At 65.9% G+C, this 5,156-nt stretch carries 4 protein-coding genes; all 4 read left to right on the top strand.

Annotated features, from left to right (window positions below; translation table 11 throughout):
- Positions 1 to 220 precede the first annotated feature (220 nt).
- Complete coding sequence (locus QZY48_RS03060) at positions 221 to 2,059, top strand: NAD(P)H-dependent oxidoreductase subunit E (RefSeq protein ID WP_295427548.1); 1,839 nt, start codon at positions 221 to 223, stop codon at positions 2,057 to 2,059.
- Entirely contained in the window at positions 2,056 to 2,775 is a 720-nt protein-coding gene (locus tag QZY48_RS03055; RefSeq protein ID WP_295427545.1) for a 2Fe-2S iron-sulfur cluster-binding protein, read from the top strand. The genes QZY48_RS03060 and QZY48_RS03055 overlap by 4 nt, the downstream gene beginning before the upstream one ends.
- 1 nt (position 2,776) lies before the next feature.
- Complete coding sequence (locus tag QZY48_RS03050; RefSeq protein ID WP_295427543.1) at positions 2,777 to 3,316, top strand: NADP oxidoreductase; 540 nt, start codon at positions 2,777 to 2,779, stop codon at positions 3,314 to 3,316.
- A 117-nt stretch (positions 3,317 to 3,433) separates the two neighbouring features.
- Entirely contained in the window at positions 3,434 to 5,059 is a 1,626-nt protein-coding gene (locus tag QZY48_RS03045; protein ID WP_295427540.1) for a Ni/Fe hydrogenase subunit alpha, read from the top strand.
- Positions 5,060 to 5,156: the final 97 nt, after the last annotated feature.

Here is a 5,156-nt window from a genome sequence, read left to right as displayed (position 1 = left end):
GTCGTTGTCGTTGTCGTAATCGTAGTCGGATTATTCGTTTACGATAACGACGACAACGACAACGACAACGACAACGACAGCGACAACGACAACGACAGCGACAACGTACCCGGGATCCCGAGTTCTGATCGTACCCTTTGTCGTCACTGCCCCCCTCCGCAAACATGAGTTAAGGCTTATAATCGGGCGCTGCAACATATCCCACAGGTTGGAGGCAACGATGGGTGGACCCTCCGTCTCAGAGGTCCAGGGCTTCGTGACCGAGTCGCTCGGTCTGCGCGGGCGGGCGCCGGAGCACTTGCTCCAGCATCTGATCGCGGTCCAGCAGCGCTTCGGGTGGGTCCCCCCGGCGGCGGTGGAGGCCTTGTCCGCGGCCCTGGACGTGACCCGCACCCAGGTGCGTGCGGCCATTGCCTTCTATGCCTTTCTCCATGATCGCCCCCGGGGCGACTTCGACATCCTGTTCAGCGACAACATCACTGATCGCATGCTCGGTAACCAGCGCCTGCTGGGCCTGCTCGCGGAGCAACTGGGGATGGGCACCGACGCGACCCGGGCCGACGGGCGCGTCACCCTGGGACTGACCTCCTGCACCGGGATGTGCGACCAGGGGCCGGCCCTGCTGGTCAACGGCCGGGCGGTGACGGCACTCACCCCGCAGCGGATCGATCGCATCGCCGACCTGGTGGGGCAGGGCGTCCCACTCGAGCGCTGGCCCGGCGAGTATTTCCGTGTGGAGGACAATCTGCGCCGCCGCGGGCTCTTGTTGAGCAATCCGGTCACCGACGGCGCCGGCCTGCGCAAGCTGGTCGACCTTGGGGTGGAACCGGCGCTCGCTGATCTTGAGCGTTCGGGGCTGCGCGGGCGCGGGGGTGCGGGCTTCACCACGGCGCTCAAGTGGAAATTCTGCCGCGAGGCCCCGGACGGGGATCGCTATGTCGTGTGCAACGCGGACGAGGGCGAGCCCGGGACCTTCAAGGATCGCGTCCTCCTGACCGGTTACGCGGACCTGGTGATCGAGGGCATGACCATCTGCGCCGCGGTGGTCGGGGCGCGCCGCGGGTTCATCTATCTGCGCGGTGAGTACGCCTATCTGCTGCCGCACCTGGAGTCGGTCCTGGCGCGGCGCCGCGCCGAGGGGCTCTTGGGCGAGTCCATCCTGGGCAAGATCGGCTTTGATTTCGAGATTGCCGTGCATTTGGGGGCCGGGGCCTATATCTGCGGGGAGGAGACGGCCCTGATCGAGTCGCTGGAGGGGCGGCGCGGGGTGACCCGCAAGCGCGCACCTTACCCGGTCATCGCCGGTTATAAGGATCGCCCGACGGTGGTCAATAATGTGGAGACCTTCCTCGCCGCCGCCCGGGTGGTGCAGTGGGGCGGCTACTGGTTCCGCGGCGAGGGGACCGATCAGTCCGCCGGGAGCAAGATCCTCTCGGTGAGCGGCGATTGCGCCCGCCCCGGGATCTACGAGTACCCCTTCGGGACCCCGGTGCACCGGGTCCTGACCGACTGCGGCGCCGAGCGGACCCAGGCGTTGCAGATCTCCGGCGCCTCCGGGACCACCCTGACCCCGGCGGACTTCGACCGCATCATCGCCTTCGAGGACCTGTCGACCGCCGGGTCCTTCATGATCTTCGACCACAGTCGCGATATGTTCGATATGGTGCAGAACTTTGCCGCCTTTTTCGCCCACGAGTCGTGCGGCTTCTGCACTCCCTGCCGGGTCGGCGGGTCCCTGCTGCACAACCTGGTGGAGAAGGTCGCCGCCGGGCAGGCGTCCGAGCATGACCTGGGTGAACTGCGTCAGATCGGCGGCGTGATGCGCCTGGCGAGCTATTGCGGTCTGGGCAATACCGCCCCCAACCATATCCTGAACACCCTGGACAAGTTCCCCGACATCTATCAGCGCCGCCTGCGTAGCGCCGAGTACACTCCGTCCTTCGACCTGGACGGGGCACTCGCCGAGGCACGGGCGCTTGCCGGCCGCGACGATGCCGCCGCGCACATTGCCGACCTGAGCCCTGAGGACCAGTCCGAAACCGAGGAGGCCGCGGTATGAGCCACAGCTTCACGCTCGACGGCCAGGAGACGGCCTTCGTCCCGGGCCAGACCATCATGGAGGCGGCCCAGGCGGCCGGGGTCTATATCCCTCATCTTTGTCACAATCCGGACTATGCCCCCCACGGCAGTTGCCGGGTCTGCCTGGTGGGGGTGGGGCGCCGTCAGGTCTCCGCCTGCACCACGCGGGTGATGGAGGGGATGGAGGTGGACAACGCCTCCGAGTCCGTCCAGGCCAACCGGCGCGCCGTCCTGCAGATGCTGTTCGCGGAGGGCAACCACATCTGCCCGGCCTGCGAGCGCAGCGGCAATTGCCAACTCCAGGCGGTCGCCTACTACACCGGCATGCTCGCGCCGCACTATCCACCGTTCTTCCCGCGCCGCCCGGTGGATGCCTCGCACCCGGACTTCATCATCGACTTCGGCCGCTGCATCCTGTGCGAGCTGTGCGTGCGCGCCAGCCGCGATCATGACGGCAAGCGTGTCTTCGCCATCAGCGGGCGGGGGCTTGCGAGTCATCTGGTGATCGACTCCCCGAGCGGTCTCCTGGGTGATTCATGCTTTGCCGCCGCCGACCGTGCGGCCCATGTCTGCCCGACCGGCGCCATCCTGCCCAAGCACAAGGGCTTCGAGCGCCCCATCGGCGAACGGCTCTATGACCGTGAACCCATCAGCAAGGTCGGCGACTTGCGTGCCCATGAGGACGAGGTCGATTGAGATGACTGACAAGCCCCGCGTCGCCACCACCTCACTGTGCGGCTGTTTCGGCTGTCACATGTCGCTGCTCGATATCGATGAGCGCATCCTGCAATTGGTGCAACTGGTACGCTTCGATCGCACCCCGCTGACCGATATCAAGACCATCGGGGAGTGCGACCTGGGGCTGATCGAGGGCGGCGTCGCCAATGCCGAGAACGTCGAGGTCCTGCGGGAATTCCGGCGCCACTGCAAGGTCCTGGTCGCGGTCGGCGCCTGTGCGGTCAACGGCGGCATCCCCGCCATGCGCAACCAGTTCACCCTCAAGGAGTGTCTGGAGGAGTCCTATGTGGGCGGGGTCGGGGTGCACAACCCGGGCATCCCCAACGACCCGGAGATCCCGCTGCTGCTCAACCAGGTCCACCCCATCCACGAGGTCGTGAAGGTCGACTATTTTCTGCCCGGCTGCCCGCCCTCCGCGGATACCCTCTGGACCTTCCTCACCGAACTCCTGGCGGGGCAGCCGATTGCGTTTCCGTATACGCAGATCCATTATGATTAAATAGCGGAAGATTTTGCCGCAAATGAACGCCAATGGACGCAAATAGGAAAGAAATGGCAGGGTGGCGTTGTCGTTGTCGTTGTCGTTGTCGTTGTCGTAATCGTAGTCGGAGAAGCGATGCAATTTGGGGCGAGTGTGAATCCGGGGCGCCGCGATTACGTCGATTACGTCGATTACGACAACGACAACGACAACGGTGGTAAAGGCATTCCTAATACTCCTCTTGAGGACCAAACCATGACCATGTCACTCGAAACCGCCCGCCACCCGGAGCACCTGCGGCGCGTCTGCATCGAGCCGGTGACCCGGGTGGAGGGGCACGGCAAGGTCACCCTGCTGCTCGATGAGGACAACCATATCCGCCAGGCGCGGCTGCACATCGTCGAGTTCCGGGGCTTCGAGAAGTTCATCCAGGGGCGGCCCTATTGGGAGCTGCCGGTGCTGGTCCAGCGACTGTGCGGCATCTGCCCGGTGAGTCACCACCTGGCGGCGGCCAAGGCGTGCGATCAGCTCATCGGGGTGGATCAACTCACCCCGACCGCGGAGAAGGTCCGGCGCCTGATGCACCTGGGCCAGACCCTGCAATCGCACGCACTGCACTTCTTTCACCTGGCGTCCCCCGATCTGCTCTTCGGTTTCGCTGACCCGGTGGCCCACCGCAACATCGTGGGTGTGATCCAGGACCATCCGGAGATTGCCACCCGGGGCGTACTGATGCGCAAGTTCGGCCAGGAGGTGATCCGGGTGACGGCGGGTAAGCGCGTCCACGGCACCGGGGCCCTGCCGGGCGGGGTCAACAAGAATGTGACCCTGGAAGAACGCGACTATCTCCAGCAGGACATCGGCCAGGTCCTCGAATGGGCGGAAGGGGCGGTCCAGTTGATCAAGCGCATCGTCCTCGGCAACGCCGACTTCCACTACCGCTTCGGCGCGGTGGATGCCAACACCCTGGGCCTGATCGCCCCGGACGGCGCCCACGAGTTGTACCACGGCGGTCTGCGCGCCCGTGATCCGGACGGCAACACCCTGCTCGACCAGGTCGACTACCAGGACTATGAACGGGTGATCCACGAGGAGATCAAGGACTGGAGCTACATGAAGTTCCCCTTCCTGACCCAACTGGGGCCGGAACGCGGCTGGTACCGGGTCGGGCCGCTGGCGCGGGTCAACAACTGCGACCGCTTCCACACCCCGCTGGCCGAGCAGGAGCGCCAGGACTTCGCCGCCGCCGGCGAGGGGCGGCCCCTGCAGGCGGCCCTGGCCACCCACTGGGCGCGCCTGATCGAACTGCTGCACTGCGCCGAGGCAATCCGGGAACTGCTCGAAGACCCGGACCTGCAAGGCACCGACCTGCGCCTGCACGGCGAGATGCGGGCCAAGGGCATCGGCGTGGTCGAGGCCCCCCGCGGCACCCTCTTCCACCACTACGAGATCAACGACGACGGCCTGGTGACCAAGGCCAACCTGATCGTCTCCACCACCAACAACAACCAGGCCATGAATACGGCCATCCGCCAGGTGGCGAGCGAGTTCCTGGACGGCCGGGAACTGACCGAGCCGCTCCTGAACCACATTGAGGTGGCAATCCGCGCCTATGACCCCTGTCTGTCCTGCGCCACCCACGCGGTCGGCCGGATGCCGCTCGACCTGGAACTGTGCGACGCGGCCGGCACTACCCTGGACCGTTTGTGCCGCCATCCGGACGGCTCCGTGGACCGTCCGGCCCTCGTTGCCGAGCATTGACCCAGGTGCAAGACCCCGCGCGAGGGGCCTCGATCATAACTCCGGCTACCTCGAGGGGGGCATCCGTCGCGGCCTGGGGGCCGCTCCTACGCCGTAG

Origin of the sequence: uncultured Thiodictyon sp. (assembly GCF_903828115.1) — a bacterium.
GTDB lineage: Bacteria > Pseudomonadota > Gammaproteobacteria > Chromatiales > Chromatiaceae > Thiodictyon.
Note: the sequence above shows the minus strand (reverse complement) of the source record. Positions and strands in the feature narration are given on the sequence as shown.